Source organism: Methanohalobium evestigatum Z-7303 (assembly GCF_000196655.1).
Classification (GTDB): domain Archaea; phylum Halobacteriota; class Methanosarcinia; order Methanosarcinales; family Methanosarcinaceae; genus Methanohalobium; species Methanohalobium evestigatum.
The window spans coordinates 1,829,445-1,849,167 of the sequence record NC_014253.1 but is presented as its reverse complement, the minus strand read 5'-3'; the positions used below and the strand labels follow the sequence as shown (position 1 = coordinate 1,849,167).

The window sequence follows — 19,723 nt, the reverse complement described above, 5'->3', positions numbered from 1 at the left end:
TTTATATATATATTTCTATGTTAAAAATTGTACTTATAATAAAAATAAATACCGGGCAGAAGGTTTATAAATTTAAAAGTACAATATTTAAATATGGCGAATTTCAAGGTAAATCTTGAAGATTTTACTAACAAAGATTACCGAGTTATTTTTAATTCATTGACGAAAAAAGAACCAGTAAGACTCACATCATCTCTTAACATGAGAGAGGATTATGGAGTGGACTATATATCATCAATAGATATAATTCCTCATCAAGAAACAGATACACTGTATTCAATAGGGGCGCGAATGGATCTTGGGGAAGATACAGAATCTGAAAAAATATGGCAAAGTTTTCTGGAAAATTATCAGGAAAAATACAGTATAACAGGTTTTGACAAGGATTATAAACTGTTTTACGGTTCCAACTTGTACACACTTTCTTTTCTTACAGATATAAAACGTTCAGCCTATCTTTCAACTACAAACAATCTCAATCTGGAAATGCTGAAGGATAATATCCCACCGTTTTTTGAAATACTTGAGGATTACATTAATACAGTCTATGATGTATCTGAGGAATATATTGATTTTAGCCTCAAACCGCAACCTACACTTAGAACCTATTATTACAACGAATCCAATGACAGAATTGCTGAAGAAAAAGGTAGTGAATCGGAAAAATTTGAAACCATATCACCTGAACAGCTAAATGTTAAGTTTGATGATATCGGTGGATGTGAAGAAGCCAAAAAGGAGCTGGATATGGTTGCCTATGGTATCAAGTATCCCTATGTATTTGAGGAATACCAGGCTGAACATCCTCATGGGATACTGCTTTTTGGTCCACCGGGTACTGGTAAAACCCTCCTTGCAAAGGCAGTTGCTACAGAACTTGAAACGCCTTTTATACACGTGCATGGTTCTGATATAGTGTCCAAGTGGTATGGTGAAGCCGAACAAAACATTAAAGAAATGTTTGAAATATCAAGGTCAAGACCTCATACAATATTGTTTATAGATGAAATCGATTCCATAACACCTGCAAGAGAAGGTTCTCATGAGGCAACACAAAGGATTGTATCAACCCTTCTCGATGAAATGGATGGTATAAAAAGTTCTGATGATGTCATATTAATGGGAGCAACAAATAGACCTGAAAGTATTGACAGCGCTTTTATGCGTCCCGGAAGGTTTGATAAAAAGGTACATGTCCCACTGCCTGATAAGGAAGCTTTAAAACAAATCTACAGTATCCATCTGGAAGGTAAAAAACCAGAAAAAAATATAGACCTTGAAAAAATAGCTTCAAAAAGTGAGGGTTTCAGTGGTGCAGATGTTAAAGGTGTAGTTGACCTGTGTATAAAGAAAAAGATAAGTACGCTTAGAGGAAAGCTTTCAGAAAAACCTACCAAAAATGAAGTAAAAAACCTCGCTGAACCCATTGCCACTCAGGATATTTTGAATGCTATTGAAGAGTATCAAAAAAATCTGGAGAATTTGAGGGCATTTGGAACCCCTGGACACATACCCGGATATATCTGAATAATTTCCTGTATCAAGAATACCAATTAATTTTATTTTTTAATTGTGTTATTTAGCGTTACCTTTTATTATCCACCAAAAGATTAAATATGATTTTACACAATTAAACATTGTAATTATGGCAACATTCTTAATTAATATAGGAATTAACAATGTTAAAAGTAGTGATTTTAAATATTAATCGGTTATGACGGCAAAAATAGAATTTATATATTAATATTTGCCTGAAATATCAAAATTATCTACTATTTCCACACATGGTAATGGAGAATATAAATGAAAGAGATACGAGTACATGGTCGAGGAGGACAAGGATCCGTTACTGCTGCTGAATTGCTTGCAATAGCAGCTTTCAGTGATGGTAAATTTAGCCAGGCTTTTCCGTCTTTTGGAGTTGAGCGTAGAGGTGCACCAGTACAGGCGTTTACCAGAATAGGGGATAAACCCATAAGATTGAGAAGCCAGATATATGAACCAGATTATGTTATAGTCCAGGACCCTACGCTTATCGACATCGTCGATGTTGCACATGGTATGGATGAAAACGGAATTGTAATAATAAACAGCGATTTTAATCCTGAAGATTTCAATATTGATACAGATGCTAAAATAATGACAGTCGATGCTACAAAAATCGCACTGGATATCATCGGTCGACCGATTGTAAATACAATACTTCTGGGGGCTTTTGCAGGAGCAACAGATGAAATAAACCCTGAATCAATTAAAGAAGCTGTTAAAGAGAGATTCCCCGGAAAGATAGGTGATAAAAACGCTGAAGCAGTACAAAAAGCCTACGATATGATAAGGGAGGGCAATATATAATGACAATTTCTGCAGGCGGTGTCTGTGAACCCGGCACTACTAAAAAGAACAAAACAGGCGGTTGGAGAAACTATAAACCGATTTTCCTGTACGATAAATGTATCAAATGTAAACTCTGCGAACTTCTGTGTCCAGATGAAGCGATTAACCCCAGAGAAGATGGATTTTTTGAATATGATTATGATTACTGCAAAGGGTGCGGAGTCTGTGCAAACGAATGTCCGGTTTCAGCAATTGAGATGGTTTTGGAGGAGAAATAAATGGTTGAACTTCGAAACATCACAAAAGATATGATGACAGTTGTAGAAGGGTCGTATGCGGTTGCACATGCAACCAAAGTATGTAAACCCAACGTGATATCAGCTTACCCGATAACTCCACAGACCCATATTGTAGAGGACCTTTCACAGTTTATAGCAGATGGAGAAATAGAAAACTGTGACTATATCAATGTAGAATCAGAATTTTCTGCATTATCAACTCTTGTGGGTTCATCTGCTACAGGTGCAAGAACTTATTCATCAACAACATCCCAGGGTCTTGCACTCATGCATGAGGTATTGTTCAATGCCTCTGGTATGAGGTTGCCAATTGTGGTAACAGTGGTAAACCGTGCATTGAGTGCACCCATTAATATCTGGAATGACCAGCAGGATTCTGTATCAGAAAGGGATTCTGGATGGATACAGCTTTATGCTGAAGATGTTCAGGAAGCGGGAGATATGATAGCACAGGCTTATAAGGTAGGGGAAGATCCTGACGTAATGTTGCCTGTTATGGTATGTATGGATGGTTTCCTTCTCTCTCATGTCTATGAGCCGGTGGTTTTGCTTGAAGAAGATCTGATAGATGACTATCTCCCACCTTTTGATCCTGAATACAAACTTGACCCGAAAGACCCGAAAACATTTGGTGCTTTTGCACCACCTGCAAGTTATACCGAGTTCAGATATGCTCAGGAACAGGCAATGTCAGCAGCACTTGACAAAATAGAAAAAGCTGCAGATGATTTTTATGATGTATTTGGCAGGTATTATGGAGGTCTTATTGACGAATATAAAACCGATGATGCTGAAATCATAATAATGGCAAAAGGTTCTATAATAGGTACAATTAGGGATGTAATCGACAGTCTCCGTGAAAATGGTGTGAAGGTAGGACTATTAAAAGTAAGAGCATTAAGACCTTTCCCAAAGGATGCTATAAAAGAAGTAGTAAAAGATACCAGTGTTGTTGTAACACTTGATAAAAACATTTCACCCGGTGTTAATGAAGGAGCACTCTGTACTGAAACCAAGGCATGTATGTACAACTCTGATATTAACGTGCCTGTAATAGGATATATGATTGGTCTTGGTGGACGGGATATACCCGAAGATACTATTGAAAATATAGTTGACGAGGCAAAAGAAGTAATAAATTCAGGTATTTCTACTGAAAGTCAGTTTACTGATTTAAGGGAGGATTTGATATGAAAGAAAGTTTACTCTGTTCAGGACACAGTGGTTGTCCTGGATGTTGTGACGCAATGATTGCAAAATTCGTGCTGAGAGGGATTGGTGAGAACTGTATAGTTTCCACTCCAACCGGTTGCCTTGAAGTTATGACTACACCATACCCGGATACATCATGGAATGTACCGTGGATACACTCTCTTTTTGAAAATGCAGGTGCTGTAGCATCAGGTATTGAATCAGCCTGGAAAGCCATGAACAAAGATGATGATACAAAATTCGTGGTTATAGCAGGAGATGGAGGTACTGTAGATATAGGTATGCGTTCAATCTCTGGTGCATTCGAACGAGGGCATGATATTACCTATATTTGTATGGATAATGAAGCTTATATGAATACAGGTGTACAGAGAAGTGGAGCAACACCCTATGATGCATCAACCACTACCAGCCCGGCGGGTAAGGAATCATTTGGAAACGAACGTCCGAAAAAGAATATGCCCGAGATAATGGCAGCACACGGTTCACCTTATGTAGCAACAGCATCACTTGCTTATCCCAAGGATTTGATGAAAAAAGCCAAAAAGGCAGCTGATATTGAAGGGCCGACCTATATACATGCACATGCACCATGTACAACAGGTTGGGGATTTGACACTTCAAAGACTGTAGAAGTCGGTAAACTGGCAGTACAGACAGCACTCTGGCCTATGTACGAGATGGAAAACGGTGAGATAACCCAGGTCAAAAAGGTCAAAAATCCAAAACCTGTAGAAGAATATTTGAAACTACAGCGCAGGTTCAAGCATCTTTTCACCAAAGAAGGAGGAGATGAAGAAATTAAAAAGATTCAGGAAACTGCCAATTTCAATATCAAACATTTTGGGTTGCAATAACCCAAATTCCTATTTTTCTTTTTTAAAGTTGGTTAAATTATGTCAGAAGATAATACCAATAACTTTGAAAATATATGGTCATTGCTACAGAAGGAATATCCCAATCCTGAGCCTGCATTACGTTTCAATAATCCTTTCCAGTTATTAATAGCAACTATACTTTCAGCACAGGCAACGGACACACAGGTAAATAGGGTGACAGAGCATTTGTTTAAAAAGTATCCTTATGTGGATGACCTTGCAAATGCCGATATCAAAGAACTGGAAAAAGATATCTATTCTACCGGGTTTTATAAAAACAAAGCCAAAAATATCAAAAAATGCGCCCAGATGATTAAATCCCAGTTTAATTCAAAAGTACCTGACAACATGAATGATATGATGGAACTATCGGGTGTCGGAAGAAAAACTGCTAATATAGTACTTTCAAGGGGTTTTGGTGTGCATGAAGGGATTGCTGTTGATACTCATGTAAAACGTCTGTCTCAAAGACTTGGTTTGACTCAAAATAAAACACCAGAAAAAATCGAACAGGATTTAATGAAACTTGCAGATAAAAGAGACTGGGATACACTCTCACTGATATTAATCCTTCACGGGCGCAAAATATGTCACGCGAAAAATCCTGAATGTGAAAATTGTGTAGTAAATACACTTTGTCCATCCAGCAGGGTTTAAGTTAAGTCTTGTTTTAATACTTTAGGTTATCTAATAAAAAACTGGTTTCCAATAAACCTGAAACTACCTATTCTATAAAAGACCCTGGTTAAAACAGGTTCCATACTGACAGGGATATTTGAATGATAAAAAACTATATTAACCCAGCTAATACTTTATTAAGAGGGGAGTTAACATCGTCAATATGAAAATTTTTTGTTGATGTATTCTTACAGAGAATAATCAAGAGGGGTTTTATGGAAAAAGATAGAATTTCTTATCATGGTTCGGTATTAAAAGTATATAACAGAATAAAAGAAGATGGTATGGACAATATCTGGGACAGATATGAAGCACAGGGTATAGGGGGAGACCCTGATAGAAGATGTCCATTTTGCCAGAAAGGGATAAGATGTGACCTATGTTCAAATGGACCGTGTCGTGCAGACGCATCCAAGGATAAAAGAGGAGTATGTGGGATAACAGCAGACGGGATGGCAATGCGGATGATGTAGTTAAGGAATGTCATGGGAGCATCCACCTATCAGTATCATACCGAACAAACAATCAAAACATTAAGATCAACGGCACAGGGTAAAACACCGTTTGAAATCAAAGAACCTGAGAAACTGAAAACATTTGCTGAAAGATTGGGTGTTGATACATCGGGTTCAACAGGTGATATTGCAATTAACCTCTGTGATTTTGTAGAGTCCGATTTCAACAGGGAATATGGAAAACCCAGCAAAATTGTGGAAAAACTTGTCCCTAAAGAGCGACAGGATACATGGGATAATTTGGGAATATATCCTGACGGTATCCACAGTGAGATGATGAGAGCAACCAGTTCATGCCTTACAAATGTAGACGGGGATTATGAAAGTCTTACTTTTAAAGCGATGAAACTAGGGCTTGCAATGGCTTATCAGAGCCAGATTGTCAATGAATACTGCCAGGATGTTATATATGGTGTTCCAAAACCTCACAACATGCGTGTTGACCTTGGCGTTCTTAATCCTGATTACATAAATGTCTTACCCAACGGACATGAACCGTTCCTTGGGTTTGCACTGGTACAACAGGCAAGAAAACCTGAATGGCAGGATAAAGCAAAAGAAGTTGGAGCTAAAGGTTTAAGAATCATTGCCAATATTGAAACCGGTCAGGAAATGATTCAGAGATGGGACATGGATGATGTATTCTATGGGTTTACTGGTAACTGGATTATGCAGGAAGCAGTTCTTGCAACTGGCAGTGTTGATGTGTTTGTATCCGACATGAACTGTTCCATGCCAATAGACCCAAAATATGCGGAAAAATACAATGTAAGGCTTGTACCGGTAAGTGATTTGATATCATTTGAAGGTATTAATGAACGTATTAATTATATTCCTGAAGAGGCTGAAAACCAGGCTAACCAGCTTTTACAGATGGCAATTGACAACTTCAAAAACCGCAGGGAAAATACTAAGCCTATAACCGATTTGCCGATGAATGAGGCAGTAGTAGGCTTTTCTACAGAAAGTTTTGTAGACGCGCTCGGGGGAAGTGTTGATCCATTGCTGGATGCTATTAAAGACGGGACTATCAGGGGAGTTGCAGGTCTTGTATCCTGTACAACACTGAGAGATTACGGTCATGATATGCACAGTATAGATGTTGCTAAAGAATTAATCAAAAATGATGTGCTTGTTCTTTCAATGGGCTGTGGTAACGGAGCAATGCAGGTAGGAGGTCTTTGCAGTACAGATGCACAAAAATTTGCAGGACCCGGACTTAAAAAATTATGTGAAAAATTGAACATACCACCAGTATTGAGTTATGGTACATGTACAGATACCGGACGATTGGGTGACCTGCTGGGTATAATTTCTGGAACACTTGGAGATGTAGCCATACCTGACCTACCAGTAGTTGCCAATGCTCCCGAATATATGGAACAAAAGGCAACAATTGATGCCATGTATTCAGTGGCTCTTGGTTTATACACTCATGTAAATCCAGTACCCACTATTACAGGAGCACCAAGACTTGTTAAACTCCTGACAGAAGAAAGTAAAGATATAACTGGTGGAATGGTAGATGTAGAAACAGATACAACAAAAGCTGTAAATTCGATGCTTGAACATATTGGAAACAATCGTAAAAAACTTGGTATTTAAATATAAAGGATGAAAACATGAACAATGAAAATATGCATCATGGGAGTCATCAGGATCATCATGCAATGATGATGGAGGATTTTAAAAAAAGGTTTATCATTTCCACCATCCTTACAATCCCCATTTTTTTGTTATCTCCTTTAATCCAGCAATTTCTGGGTATTAGTATAGGGTTTACAGGTGACCAGTACCTGCTCTTTGTTCTGTCGACTGTGGTATTCTTTTACGGTGGTTACCCGTTTTTAAAAGGGATTGCAGATGAACTGAATAAAAAAGAGCCCGGGATGATGACGCTGATAGCGGTGGCTATAACGGTTGCTTATGCCTACAGTAGTGCAGTGGTTTTTGGACTGGAAGGCAAGTTCTTTTTCTGGGAACTGGCATCACTTATAGATGTAATGCTTTTGGGTCACTGGATAGAAATGAAATCTGTTCTCAGTGCATCCCGTTCAATGGAAGAACTGGTCAAATTGATGCCTTCTGAAGCTCACAGAGTCAAATCAGATGGTGATTTGGAAGATGTATCATTAACAGAGATTCAGGAAGGAGATATAGTACTTGTAAAACCGGGTGAAAAAATACCTGCTGATGGAGATATAGTAGAAGGTGAATCCTCTCTTGATGAATCCATGCTCACTGGAGAGTCCAGACCCGTTTCAAAAAGTGTAGGTGATGAGGTAATAGGTGGTTCTATAAATGGGGAAGCTTCACTTAAAGTGGAGGTTAAAAAGACAGGAGAAGATTCTTTCCTTTCACAGTTGATAAACCTTGTACAGGAAGCCCAGGGAAGCAAATCCAGGACCCAGAATCTTGCAAACCGGGCTGCACTCTGGTTGACAATAATAGCACTCAGTGGAGGGGCTATAACTTTTGCGTTATGGACCATTGTAATGAATACAGACCTTGCCTTTTCACTTGAACGTTCGGTTACTGTAATGGTAATAACCTGTCCTCATGCACTGGGACTTGCTATTCCACTGGTAGTGGCTATTTCATCCACACTTGGTGCAAAAAACGGACTATTAATAAGAGACCGTTCCGCCTTTGAAAATGCACGTAACATCAATTCCATTCTTTTTGATAAAACAGGAACTCTTACAAAGGGTGAATTCGGAGTTACTGATACAATACCTTTTACAAATGATTTGGATGAAAATCAGATTCTTAAATACGCCGCTTCATTGGAATCCAATTCAGAACATCCGATAGCAAAAGGTATAGTATCATCATCTAATGAGCATTTTTATGTAGAAAACTTCCAATCAATACCAGGTAAAGGTGCTGAAGGTACAGTTGAAAGCAGAAATGTTAAAGTTGTAAGCCCGGGTTACCTGGATGAGAACGGTATATCTATTCCTGAAAATAAACATATAGATAAATTGAGAACTCAGGGTAAAACAGTGGTATATGTCCTGCTGGACGATGAATTAACAGGTGCTATAGCTCTTGCCGATATTATCAGACCGGAATCAAAAGAAGCGGTTTCAAAACTTAAAAGCATGGGTGTCAGGTGCATGATGCTCACCGGTGATAATGAACAGGTCGCCAGATGGGTGGCTAATGAAGTGGGTCTTGATGAATATTTTTCTGAAGTACTTCCACAGGACAAGTCAAAAAAGGTCAAGGAAATCCAGTCCAGAGGATATATTGTAGCCATGACGGGTGATGGTGTTAATGATGCTCCTGCGCTTGCACAGGCTGATGTGGGGATTGCCATAGGTGCAGGTACAGATGTAGCCGTTGAAACCGCAGATATCATCCTTGTAAAAAGCAATCCAATGGATGCGGTGTCTATACTGGGATTGTCCAGAGCTACGTACAAAAAAATGATACAGAACCTGTTCTGGGCGACAGGATACAACGCAGCTGCAATCCCTCTTGCAGCAGGCATATTGTACAATCAGGGAATTCTGCTGTCTCCTGCTGCTGGTGCAATCCTTATGTCGCTTAGCACTGTTATTGTAGCGGTAAATGCAAGATTTTTATCTTTTAAATCCTGACTTTTGATATACAGAGCATTGAATTAGGTAAATTTCGAAGAGTATATGTAAGGTAACACATAATGTAAATACAATACCAGAATATAGTACTATATAAGGGGTGTTTTTATGGAAGTTAATGGAGTAGAAGTAGAAGAAACATTCGCAGAAGCGTTTCCTATAAAAGTTAGTAGAATATTGATAACAGCCGCAACTAAATACTGGGCAAAGGTTGCTGCACAGGAAGCTACAGGATTTGGGACATCGGTTATCATGTGTCCTGCAGAGGCAGGAATTGAAAGGTTTGCAAACTGGAACGAAACACCTGACGGCAGACCAGGATATTATATCCAGATATGCAATTTCAGTTATAAAGACTTAGAAGATCAGGTACTCAAGCGTCTCGGACAATGTGTTCTGACTGCACCCACAACAGCGGTTTTTAATGGTCTCCTTGAAGCTAAAAAACAATTCGACACCGGTTACAAACTCAAGTTCTTTGGGGATGGAATGGAATCCGAAACCCAGATACTTGATAGAAAGATGTACAGCATACCTATAATGGAGGGCGATTTCCTTATAGAAGAGTCCATAGGAGCAGTTGAAGGTGTAGCGGGTGGTAATTTCTTCATATTTGGAGATTCACAGATGTCTGCACTTAATGCAGCACAATCTGCAGTTGAAGCAATAAATAAAGTAGAAGGAACAATCACACCATTCCCTGGCGGTATAGTTGCAAGCGGTTCCAAACCCGGTGCAAACAAATACACATTCCTGAAAGCAACTGCCAATGAAAAATACTGCCCGTCAATCAAAGATAAAGTAGAAGGCAGCATGATACCTAAAGATGTCAATGCTGTGTACGAAATTGTGATTAATGGACTGGATACTGATGTGGTCAGTGAGGCCATAGAAACAGGTGTTAAAGCGGCAGTAACATTACCGGGAATTAAGAAAATCAGTGCTGGAAACTACGGTGGAAACCTCGGACCTCACCAGTTCTACCTGAAAGAAATCTTAAAATAAGTAATAGGTGGTTAAAACTTAACCACTTAACTCTTTTTTACTTTTAAAGCCCTATATTACGCAGACCTGCTTCGATGACTTCTGTTGGGTCAATGCCTGTAATCTGGAGCATCACATATACACCCAGAAATGTACCTATCATACTGCCGATATTGGTAAGTGCGGCTACAAGAACTACTCTGAAAAGTCTATTGTTAAACATCTGTTCTTTTGTTTCCATCTGGGTTATTGTTTTGAAATCCTGTTTTCTGGGTTTCCGCTGTTTTGCTTCCATTAATCCTGCAAACCACCCTGCTGCCATCATCGGATTAAGGGAGGTGAGCCATGCAGTAGAAAACGCAGTAAGGACAGAATAGGGATGTCCTCGAGCGATAAATGTACCACCGGCGCTCAGGGTGCCGTTTATCAGGAACCATCCACCGAAAGCCATCAATAACAGCTCAAGAGGTGTTCCTGAAAGGATAATAAGCAAAAATGTAGCAATAGCAAGACCAACAATTGCAAATCCAAAAGCCTTTGTTATACTAAATTTTCTTTTTTTTGGAAGGGTATTCAATTCATTAAGAGATGGAATTGTATCCGGCTGTGAAAGATACTTCTGGATACCTGATTTGTGCCCTGCACCTACCACTGCTATAATTTTTTTCCCACTACCTGCGTTTGCTGCAACATTAACAAGACTGCCTGCAATATAGGCATCCCGCTCATCTATAAGGACTTCTGCAGCTGTAGGTGCAATTTTTCGCAGCTCTTCTACAAGCATTGTAACTACATCCTGATTGGTGATGTTGTCCATGTCCACATTTTGCATCTGTTTTCCGCCAATACCAACAATTCCACCTACAAGAGAACCTATCATCTTTATTTTTTCAAAGAACCCCATTTTGTTCCAGAACCGACGAAGGGTAATCTGGATGTCCCTGTCAACAAGGGCTATATCCGCACCGATTTCTTCGGCTGCGTCAATAGCACTAATCATTTCAGAACCGGGTTTAACACCCATTTCTTTCCCGATTTTCTTCTGCATGTAGGCAAGTAGCCATTGCATCAGAAAGAAATAGATTTTACCTTCACCAATCAGTTGTTTTATAGATACCTCTTCATTGGATTTATCTTCACCTTTTAACCCTTCGTATCGGCTCCTGCAAAGTTCTACTGCAACTATATCGGGTTTTTCTTGCTTTATAGAATCAACAACTTCATCAATACTTTTTTGTGATACATGTGCTGTACCGATAATTTTTATCTGGGTTGGTTCGCTGGAGTCTTCTGGGGCAGATGGATTATTGGTTTCATCTTCCATATCTTTGTTTTCAGTTACAGCCTCTTCTTTAACAATGCTTGAAGACTGGGATGTAGTATGATATTTATACATTGTATAATCTGGTTGTGAATTGTTGATTTTATTTTCTGAATTTATTTCTTCGTCCATTCTATTCTCGCCTTTGAAGACTACTATCAAAATTAATAATGGTGTTGTATGATAAATCAGGAAGCTTCTTCTTCCATGAATCTCAGTGTTCTTATCAGGTCTGTTCTTGATACTATGCCTTTTAGTTCACCATTATCAATAACCAGAAGTCTACCGACATTGTTCCTTGATATGAGTTTGAAAGCTTCAGATGCGTTTGTATCCGATGTTGTTGATATGATATCCTTTGTCATGATATCGGAAACGCGCATTGCAGACCTTTCTTCAGGCATTACTTTACGCACATCTGTAAATGAAACAACACCTTTTAAATTATTTCCTTCCATTACAGGATATCCCATGTGTTTTTTTTCAAACATGAAATCAAGCAGTTCCTGTATACTCATCGATGGATTAACTGTTTCTACATCGGTGGTCATTATATCCTTTACAGTGTATTTTTCCAATGTGACAGAAACAGTTGTTGATTGGGCTTCCTGTGAAGCACCTATATATATAAAAAATGCAATCAATATAAGCCAGGGGTTTATCAGCAGACCTATCAGTCCCATAAAAACCGCAAAAAATTTGCCAACCGATGCAGCTCTTTGTGTTGCTCTTATATACGACATTCTCCTTGCAAACCAAGACCTTAAGATACGTCCACCATCCATTGGGAATGCTGGTATAAGATTGAATATACCAAGTACGATGTTGATTGTACCTATAATGAAGAATATACGATATGGGTAGCTTTCTGTGAATTCTGGTAATACCGATGACAATCCAAAATTTAAAAGCAGCAGGGTACCACCAATGATGAAACTTACAAGTGGTCCTGCAAAAGCCATTTTACCTTCTTCACCGGGGTCTCTTGGAATCTCTTCCATGGATGAGACTCCACCGAACAGATGTAATGTGATATTGCTGATTTTAACCCCAAATTTCTTTGCAAAATATGAATGTCCAAGTTCATGAAGTACAACAGAGGTAAAAAGTAGTATGGCGGTTGTAAATCCGAGTATATATTGGAGTGGCGGCTCCACATTTTCATATCCAAATGGCTCGGGAGCAATTGAAAATACTGTTGCAAATATCGGTAGTATTAACAGAAATGAGATATGTAACCGAATAGGTATACCCATTACATAGCCTATCTGAACGGATGTTTTCATATTTGTTAATATGGTTTAAACCTTATTTAGATTTATCCATCAAAAACCGACATTGTCGCCTGTTTATTGTACATTTTTAAAGCCGTTAAAAACAACGCATTTAAGACCAATCAAAACAATCTGTGTTATATGACAGAGGATAAAGGAACAAAAACCAGTGGTAAACATCCGGTTTTATTGATGATACTGGATGGATGGGGATATCTTCCCAGAAAAGAGGGTAATGCTGTATTTGCAGCAAATACACCCAACCTTGACAATTTACTGAATAAATACCCTTCAACTATTTTACAGGCATCTGGTGAAGCAGTAGGGTTGCCTGAAGGTCAGATGGGAAATTCGGAAGTAGGTCATCTCAACATCGGAGCAGGAAGGGTGGTATATCAGGATTTTACAAAGATTAACAAATCAATTGAAACTTCTGAAATTTATAAAAACAAAGTATTAACAGATGCAATAGAAAATGTCAAACAGAACAATTCTAAAATACATCTAATGGGTCTGTTTTCCTATGGTGGAGTTCACAGTCATATGGACCATGTCCATGCACTTGTAAAAATGTGTGCGGATAAAGGTGTCGATGAAATCTACATTCATGCGTTTCTGGACGGGCGTGATGTTTCTCCATACGCAGGTCTTGATGATATCCAAAAGAATGAGCCAGTTTTACAGGAGAAGGGTAATGCCAAAATTGCAACGGTATCAGGTCGATACTATGCAATGGACAGAGATAAAAGGTGGGACCGTACCAAACTTGCATACGATGTACTTACACTGGGTAATGGACTTTATGCAAAAGATGCTGTTACTGCTGTCAGGGAAAGTTATGATAGAGGAGAAACCGATGAATTCGTTAAACCGACTGTTATAACAGATGAAAACGGAAATCCTACAGCTACTATCGATGATAACGATTCAGTAATATTTTTCAATTTCAGACCTGACCGTGCCAGACAGTTGACATATTCGTTTGTACTGGACGATTTTGATGGGTTTGAGAGACAGAAACATCCAGATGTATATTTTGTATGCATGACAGAGTATGATAAGACACTTGATGTTCCTATTGCTTATCCACCAGAAACCATTGAAAATACACTTGGCAAGGTCTTAAGTGAAAACAATTTAACCCAGCTTCGAACAGCAGAAACTGAAAAATATGCACATGTCACATTCTTTTTAAACGGAGGTATTGAAACCCAGTTTGAAGGGGAACATCGGTGCCTCATACCTTCTCCAAAAGTAGCAACTTATGACCTTAAACCGGAAATGAGTGCTTATGAAGTCACAGACGACCTTGTTCAAAGAATAAATTCGGGTGATTATGATGTGCTTATAGTAAATTATGCAAACATGGATATGGTGGGTCATACAGGTGATTTTGATGCAACTGTAACTGCTGTAGAAGTGGTTGATGATTGTGTGGGTAGAGTAATCGAAACCCTCAAACGTTCAGGAGGGAGAGCTTTTATAACCGGAGATCACGGTAATGCTGAGCAGATGCAGGAGTATGACGATGGCTCCAAAATACATACTGCACATACTTCAAATCCTGTTCAGTGCATATACATTGATGATAATAGTGATTGTGAACTTTCTGGTGGTTGTCTATGTGATATAGCACCTACTATACTGGAACTTCTGGGTATTAAAAAACCCGGAGAAATGACTGGTGAATCCCTGCTAAACAAGTGCAGGGATTAACCCCTACTAAATTAATTAAAACCACTGGTCAAGTGTCTTCTGCTGAGAACCAAGTTTTGAATCCAGACGGTCGCATGCTTTTGCCACACGTTCTTCTGAAAAATCATGTTCTTCACAAAGGAACTGTATTATTTTGTCTTTGTTTGGTCTGTTCCACTTAAGATGATAATCATCGGTGACCTCTGGGTTCATAAAAAAATCTTTAACCTTGTCAACATTTTCTATATTCTGCCCGGTTTCATCAATTATTGATTTAATACTATCGTGCGTCTTTACCAGTTTAAGAGCTCTTTTCGGACCGATTTTTTCCAGACCCTTATTGTAATCTGTACCTACACATAGGGCAATGTCAATAAGTTTGGAACGTGTGATTCCCATAGATTTCAGATTTTCTTCCATATCGATAGTTTCGGGTTTTAAATCAATGTATGTATTTTTACCGGGAAGTTTCCGTTTTCCTGTTATTGTAAGGTTCCTGATAACATGGGGAGCACCGAATAGGAGAGCATCATAGTCTTGGGACCCCACATAATCCGCATCACCTTTTTGGACCATGTGAGCCGCCTGTGCTTCACCTTCAGAAGGAGATTGAAGGTACGGAATACCCATAGATTCAAGCAGATATTTTGCATCATCAAGGATTTGATCATCTATTCTGGCAGAACCCTGTGCATATTTATAGGCTTCTTCTGTCAGACCCTTCTCCTTTGCTTCATTCCATTTCTGGTTTGCGTTTTCTCGTGATTGTTTACGTTTTTCAAGAGTATCTGTTTTGAAATCAGGAGGTTTCCCGTCAAAAACAAAAACAGGTTTGATGTCTTCCTCAACCAAATTTGTAATTCGGTACAAAATACCTGATAAATGAGATGTCGTTCTACCTTTTGAATCCTGCAGTGGAGTACCATCACGCTGCCGTATAATACTTAGAAACTGGTACAGAGTATTGTAAGCGTCTATTGCAACAGTTTTGTTTGAAAGATTGGATATTTCAACCTCTTTTTTGTGTAAAAGTTCTCCTATATCAACGCCCATGGTTTACCTTTATTGAACCTCTTTTTATTTAATTGTTGATTAACATGTAACAATAACTATCTATTAGAAACTCAATCAATCAGTGATATATGAGTGTAGAAACATCTGATTACAGCATTGACTTGACCCAGCCGTGTGTTGATGACCCCAGCAAATATATAGCCCAATCAAGATTTGTTAAAAAAATATCAATGGATATTTTATGCCAGATATTACAGCAATACCTTAATTTTGGTTCAATATCACAGTTGAGCTGTTCTGAAAAACTCGGGGTGGCAAGGTTTGATTTTATGGACAAGACCATTATACTTTATAAAAGCGGTAAAATTGATGTCAGGAGGACATCGGGAGTAGAAGATGCCAGAAATACCATGAAAAATGTGGAAGATATGATTTCTGGGTCTTTTAGCGATACTTTTTCCGATTAAGCTCATCCATAGCGTTGTTCACAGAGTTTTGAACATCACCAATTCTTTTGTCCAGATTGTCTTCTACACTCTGTATGTTTATACGCAATGAACGCTCCTTTGTTTCCATCATCTGCTCAAGATTTCGAAGCCGGGTTATTATGGATAGTATCAGTACAGCCAGTGAGCCGACCATTACGATGGCTGCAAATATTATCAGGGGGTTCTTTGAACTTTCACCAAACCTTCCGAGCCATTGATATGTCAGTATGAAGGCGGATATTACCATAATAACTGAAAAGACTATATCCCGTGTTTCCATTGTTTTTCACTCTTTTAACCTAAATCAGTTATTTATTTCTGTTTTAAAAACTATTGAGTAGATAATTTATATAATTTCTGTTATGTAACTCAGGCATAGTATTAAATATGGGGCAAATACTCTTGGGAAATTACCTTATTTACTTCATAAAATTACAAAGGGTTGAAGTTATTTGAGTTCTAAAGATTCCAAGTTTAAAGAGTATTCACCACTACTTATAATGGCTGGTATACTGTTACTTGTACAGATTCTGGCACTGACATTGGCTATGCCTATGGAAGTTAATAATATGCGTGCCTTTGAAAATCCGGAATCCGCTTCCAATTCCTTTTATTATATCGGAATTATTATAGTCTTTACATTGATTCTTCTTCTGGCGATAAAAAGAGACCAGCAATGGATAATACAGCTTTTTATCCTTTTTGCTGTGGCATCAACACTTTATTACGGTCTTTTTGCGTTTACGTCAATGTTTAATATAGCTCCAACTCTTGGAATGTCTGTATCATTAATATCTGCTATCGGAATGACTGGAATACTTTATAAATTCCCCGAATGGTATATTATAGACATAGTGGGTATTATTATCGGGGCTGCGGCCAGTTCTATATTTGGAATATCTCTTGCTATAATGCCTGCAATTATATTACTGGTAATACTTGCTGTATACGATGCAATTTCGGTGTATAAAACCAAGCATATGGTTTCTCTGGCAGAAGGAGTAATGGATTTAAAATTACCTATCTTGTTTGTAATTCCTAAAAGGCTTGATTATTCTTTCAGAGAAGAAAGTTTCAATAACGATGATAAAGAACGTGATGCATTTTTCATGGGTCTTGGAGATGCGGTAATGCCGACAATACTTGTGGTTTCTGCTAATGTATTTATTGAACATTCAGGAATAATATCGTATCCTGCACTTGGTGGAGTGATAGGTACAGTCATTGGATTTTTTGCACTGTCGGTTTTTATTATGAAAGGGAAACCACAGGCAGGTTTGCCTTTCCTAAACAGTGGTGTAATTCTGGGTTATTTTGTAGGTGTGATATTATCAGGAGCTCCAATCTTTTGAATTATCATCGTTATTACCAGCCAAATCGCAAACATCTCCTTTTTGGCATCCGGTTTCCTGCTTATCTTTATCATCTTCGCCAAGTTCTGAATCAAGTGCTCGGGTGCCTTCAGCAAGTACAGATGCATTGGACAGTGTACCACCAATCATAATAGCATCAAATATTTCTTCTTTTGACAGACCCAGCCGCTTTGCAACTCTTATATGCATCTTTAAACAGTGTTCACATCTTAGAGCTGATGATACACCTATGGATATCAATTCAACTGTCTCAGGGTCCATCCGTTTGAACTCTCTCATTATGGAGTTGTCATACATCACTTTTGGGACAAATAGTTCAGGCATATTTTTCATGAAATCCAGTATATAGGGTACTTCTCCATAATGTTCTTTGATATCATCCAATAGTTCGGATACAGCATCATCTGGTTCTTTGTCCAAAACCTCTTTTATTTTTTCAAATTCCATAATTCAATCACCAGTAAAAAAATTGTTGAGGTGGGTTAATTAATATATAATATCCATAAAAATAAACTTATATAGAGTATCCTACTTCCGATTCTGGTTTTATTTTCACCAGTATATAGTTTTTCATTTTTGAAGGCATTACATCGGCTATTTCTGAAAGGACGACTCCCTCATCAAATTCAAGGTTTTCTATATTTTTGTGATAATCCTCATATGGTAGTTTTATTCTGAGCCCATCCAGTTGTAGAGTTATAGGTGCAGGAGACAGTACATTCTGGATATCTGAAATTTGTCTTTCTATTTCCTGCATTACACGTGCTGGAATTACTGACAATGGGTCTTTTGCAAGCTTTTCACGTTTGTTTTCAATCATTTCTCCTACTTTTTCATTCAAAACATCCAGTGAATTCAGCTCTCCTTCTTTTCGCATGCGGTGGGCTATCCTTCCAATACCTCCCACATACATGTCAGCACCGGGGACATCTTCTGTATTGAGTTCAGGGCCTCCTGTTGCTACAATTGGTACTTTTATACCTTTGAATAGTTTTGGCTTTTTATTAATTATACAGTCACTAAAAACCCCGAATGAAAATACAGCAACATCATGTTCATTGATAAGTTTTCTTTCATAATCTTCAGATAATGAAACCCTTCTCCCCATACCTCTGGCAAGTCCTATCATATTGGTATTTGAACCCCCTCGCCGAAGATATTCTGCGACATCACATGCTGAATGGGGAAGATGATGAGATGCAAGAGTAGGTGACACAACAGCGATTTCAGTACCTGTAAGCGGAGCTTTGGTTAGTGTACCGAGTAATTTTTTGGCAAGGTCCTGTACAAGATGGACATCCTCTTTTGGAATAAGCATAACCAGTGTAACTTCTGACCCAGCAGGTGTTTTCTGAACCAGATATCCTCCAAGGTCTTCCAGAAGTTCCAGAATCAATCCATGTTTGTACATTCCGCCTTCATATATATAAGGTTCAAGAACAACACCCATTTATTAATCCTCCTTGTCTGTAAGCTCATCCAGCATCTGATGAGCTTCCTCAATCCATTCCTGTTTCATTGCATCTTCGGATGCTACAAAAATAAAATTATCACCTTTAAGGGAATGATATCTCACCCTGAAACCTTCGGGTGCTACTCTTACAGCCATGTCAACAACCCTTTTTTTTAGAGTGTTTCTCGGGTCATCAACAATAATATATTCAATATCTGATATTTTATCCATGGGGTTTTCAGTTTTGACAGCTACGGTTTTACGTTCTGGCTGTCTTACGTTCAAACGTCCATATTTATCCCAGAGTATCTTGAGCAACTGGGATAGATATTTTTCATTGTTTATTTTGATGACCACTTCATTTTTTCCGAATTCACCAACATTAACATCTGCAAAATCACTTGTTTTGACAGGAGAAAGTCCTCCTCTTAAAACCAGTGCCATCTGAAAAAGTGATTCATCGGGTCTTATGACTACTTTAATCCTTCCGATGGATTGGGCAAGCACCATGTCCGATATAACATCTTTCAGGATTTGTCTGTACTGTTCAGATTCGGACTGTTGGGGAGCTTCCACTACAAATGTTTCAAGAGGTTCCAT

General features: G+C 38.4%; 18 protein-coding genes and 1 pseudogene. 12 read left to right on the top strand and 7 right to left on the bottom strand.

Going from position 1 to position 19,723, the window contains the following annotated elements; genetic code table 11:
- The first annotated feature begins 93 nt into the window (after positions 1-93).
- The 9 genes and pseudogenes from METEV_RS09195 to fhcD all read left to right on the top strand — a co-directional run bounded on the left by METEV_RS09195 (position 94) and on the right by fhcD (position 10,526).
- Positions 94-1,527 carry an ATP-binding protein gene (locus tag METEV_RS09195; RefSeq protein ID WP_013195236.1) on the top strand — a complete coding sequence of 478 codons (1,434 nt, stop codon included), beginning with the start codon at positions 94-96 and terminating at the stop codon, positions 1,525-1,527.
- Between the two features lie 276 nt (positions 1,528-1,803).
- Positions 1,804-2,352, top strand: coding sequence for a pyruvate ferredoxin oxidoreductase subunit gamma (locus METEV_RS09190; protein WP_013195235.1), 549 nt, complete (start codon positions 1,804-1,806; stop codon positions 2,350-2,352).
- Positions 2,352-2,612, top strand: coding sequence for a pyruvate synthase subunit PorD (porD, locus tag METEV_RS09185; RefSeq protein ID WP_013195234.1), 261 nt, complete (start codon positions 2,352-2,354; stop codon positions 2,610-2,612). The genes METEV_RS09190 and porD overlap by 1 nt, the downstream gene beginning before the upstream one ends.
- Complete coding sequence (gene porA, locus METEV_RS09180) at positions 2,613-3,827, top strand: pyruvate synthase subunit PorA (RefSeq protein WP_013195233.1); 1,215 nt, start codon at positions 2,613-2,615, stop codon at positions 3,825-3,827.
- Positions 3,824-4,702 (top strand): pyruvate synthase subunit PorB, encoded by an 879-nt coding sequence (porB, locus tag METEV_RS09175; protein WP_013195232.1) that lies wholly within the window; start codon positions 3,824-3,826, stop codon positions 4,700-4,702. Before porA ends, porB begins: the two co-directional genes overlap by 4 nt.
- Positions 4,703-4,741: 39 nt before the next feature.
- Complete coding sequence (gene nth, locus METEV_RS09170; RefSeq protein WP_013195231.1) at positions 4,742-5,380, top strand: endonuclease III; 639 nt, start codon at positions 4,742-4,744, stop codon at positions 5,378-5,380.
- 236 nt (positions 5,381-5,616) lie between these two features.
- Positions 5,617-7,521, top strand: a pseudogene (cooS, locus tag METEV_RS09165) (anaerobic carbon-monoxide dehydrogenase catalytic subunit).
- Positions 7,522-7,538: 17 nt separating this feature from the next.
- Complete coding sequence (locus METEV_RS09160; RefSeq protein ID WP_013195230.1) at positions 7,539-9,521, top strand: heavy metal translocating P-type ATPase; 1,983 nt, start codon at positions 7,539-7,541, stop codon at positions 9,519-9,521.
- Positions 9,522-9,629: 108 nt separating this feature from the next.
- Positions 9,630-10,526, top strand: a complete 897-nt coding sequence (gene fhcD, locus METEV_RS09155) for a formylmethanofuran--tetrahydromethanopterin N-formyltransferase (RefSeq protein WP_013195229.1) — start codon at positions 9,630-9,632, stop codon at positions 10,524-10,526.
- A gap of 43 nt (positions 10,527-10,569) precedes the next feature.
- On the opposite strand, the gene METEV_RS09150 is transcribed toward fhcD, so the two are convergent.
- Both METEV_RS09150 and METEV_RS09145 read right to left on the bottom strand, forming a co-directional pair.
- Complete coding sequence (locus tag METEV_RS09150; RefSeq protein WP_013195228.1) at positions 10,570-11,958, bottom strand: TraB/GumN family protein; 1,389 nt, start codon at positions 11,956-11,958, stop codon at positions 10,570-10,572.
- A gap of 56 nt (positions 11,959-12,014) precedes the next feature.
- Positions 12,015-13,112, bottom strand: a complete 1,098-nt coding sequence (locus tag METEV_RS09145; RefSeq protein ID WP_013195227.1) for a CBS domain-containing protein — start codon at positions 13,110-13,112, stop codon at positions 12,015-12,017.
- A 129-nt stretch (positions 13,113-13,241) separates the two neighbouring features.
- Between METEV_RS09145 and gpmI the strand changes: the two genes are divergently transcribed.
- Positions 13,242-14,816, top strand: a complete 1,575-nt coding sequence (gene gpmI / locus METEV_RS09140) for a 2,3-bisphosphoglycerate-independent phosphoglycerate mutase (RefSeq protein ID WP_013195226.1) — start codon at positions 13,242-13,244, stop codon at positions 14,814-14,816.
- 15 nt (positions 14,817-14,831) lie between these two features.
- Here gpmI and fen read toward each other — a convergent pair whose 3' ends face one another.
- Positions 14,832-15,848: a flap endonuclease-1 gene (gene fen / locus METEV_RS09135; RefSeq protein WP_013195225.1), complete on the bottom strand. Its 1,017-nt coding sequence runs from the start codon at positions 15,846-15,848 to the stop codon at positions 14,832-14,834.
- Positions 15,849-15,937: 89 nt separating this feature from the next.
- Here fen and METEV_RS09130 point away from each other — a divergent pair, with 89 nt between their 5' ends.
- Complete coding sequence (locus METEV_RS09130) at positions 15,938-16,276, top strand: hypothetical protein (protein WP_013195224.1); 339 nt, start codon at positions 15,938-15,940, stop codon at positions 16,274-16,276.
- On the opposite strand, the gene METEV_RS09125 is transcribed toward METEV_RS09130, so the two are convergent.
- On the bottom strand, positions 16,254-16,577 hold the full coding sequence (locus tag METEV_RS09125) for a hypothetical protein (protein ID WP_013195223.1): 324 nt from the start codon (positions 16,575-16,577) through the stop codon (positions 16,254-16,256). The two genes, METEV_RS09130 and METEV_RS09125, sit on opposite strands and share 23 nt — an antisense overlap.
- 172 nt (positions 16,578-16,749) lie before the next feature.
- Here METEV_RS09125 and METEV_RS09120 point away from each other — a divergent pair, with 172 nt between their 5' ends.
- Positions 16,750-17,649 carry a presenilin family intramembrane aspartyl protease PSH gene (locus METEV_RS09120; RefSeq protein ID WP_013195222.1) on the top strand — a complete coding sequence of 300 codons (900 nt, stop codon included), beginning with the start codon at positions 16,750-16,752 and terminating at the stop codon, positions 17,647-17,649.
- Here METEV_RS09120 and METEV_RS09115 read toward each other — a convergent pair.
- The 3 genes from METEV_RS09115 to METEV_RS09105 all read right to left on the bottom strand — a co-directional run bounded on the left by METEV_RS09115 (position 17,629) and on the right by METEV_RS09105 (position 19,723).
- A complete protein-coding gene (locus METEV_RS09115; protein WP_013195221.1) occupies positions 17,629-18,117 on the bottom strand; it encodes a carboxymuconolactone decarboxylase family protein in 489 nt (162 codons plus the stop codon). The two genes, METEV_RS09120 and METEV_RS09115, sit on opposite strands and share 21 nt — an antisense overlap.
- A gap of 67 nt (positions 18,118-18,184) precedes the next feature.
- Positions 18,185-19,120 carry a methanogenesis marker 7 protein gene (locus METEV_RS09110; RefSeq protein WP_013195220.1) on the bottom strand — a complete coding sequence of 312 codons (936 nt, stop codon included), beginning with the start codon at positions 19,118-19,120 and terminating at the stop codon, positions 18,185-18,187.
- Between the two features lie 3 nt (positions 19,121-19,123).
- Positions 19,124-19,723: a methanogenesis marker 17 protein gene (locus tag METEV_RS09105; RefSeq protein ID WP_013195219.1), complete on the bottom strand. Its 600-nt coding sequence runs from the start codon at positions 19,721-19,723 to the stop codon at positions 19,124-19,126.